At 48.0% G+C, this 882-nt stretch carries 1 tRNA gene and 2 rRNA genes; all 3 read right to left on the bottom strand.

Annotated elements, in window-relative coordinates:
• Positions 1–266 (bottom strand): 23S ribosomal RNA (locus ACW5W8_RS23750); the annotation flags it as partial.
• A 238-nt stretch (positions 267–504) separates the two neighbouring features.
• Positions 505–580: transfer RNA gene (locus ACW5W8_RS23745), tRNA-Glu, on the bottom strand.
• Between the two features lie 224 nt (positions 581–804).
• Positions 805–882, bottom strand: a 16S ribosomal RNA gene (locus tag ACW5W8_RS23740); the annotation flags it as partial.

The following is an 882-nucleotide window of genomic DNA, read 5'->3' as shown; positions in this document are numbered from 1 at the left end:
TAATCCCCGTTCGCTCGCCGCTACTGAGGGAATCTCGGTTGATTTCTTTTCCTCGGGGTACTTAGATGTTTCAGTTCTCCCGGTTCGCCTCGTTACACTATGTATTCATGTAACGATACCCAAGTTATCTTGGGTGGGTTTCCCCATTCGGAAATCTGTGAGTAATAGCGTCTCTTACCGACTTCTCACAGCTTATCGCAGGTTAGTACGTCCTTCATCGCCTCTGACTGCCAAGGCATCCACCATGTACGCTTAGTCACTTAACCATACAACCCCAAGAAGTGTCGGTGAAACCGGCACAGCCTGTTGTCGTACAACAAGGACCAAATAAAATTTGGTTTTCGCCAAGAAGTTTCCAAAGCACTTGTAACAAATGTTTGAGAACTACTTTTTAAATCAGCTTTCCAGATTGTTAAAGAGCATGTTTGCAACGGCGCAAGGCCGAAGAAAACAGAGTTAAGAATCAGTTTCTTAACTCTGCATTCTTGTTAGCAAGAAGAGAAGTGGCGTCCCCTAGGGGATTCGAACCCCTGTTACCGCCGTGAAAGGGCGGTGTCCTAGGCCTCTAGACGAAGGGGACCCAAAATCATCTTTGCGCTGCGTTAGCAGTGCAGATTTTGGGTAATGGCGAGTGCCGAGCCTGCGAGGCCGAGCGCCATTATTCACATCCCAAAACCCAATGACAGGGCTTCTCTCGTTTGGCTTTCACCAAACAAGCACTGACGCTTGCGCATCAGGTCTTTGCTCTAACTACTTTGAATCAAGGCAATCTGTGTGAACACTCAACAACACGACATCTTAAGGTAAGGAGGTGATCCAACCCCAGGTTCCCCTAGGGTTACCTTGTTACGACTTCACCCCAGTCATGAATCACACCGTGGT

The sequence above is a fragment of the Aeromonas aquatilis genome, assembly GCF_054052405.1.
Note: the sequence above shows the minus strand (reverse complement) of the source record. Positions and strands in the feature narration are given on the sequence as shown.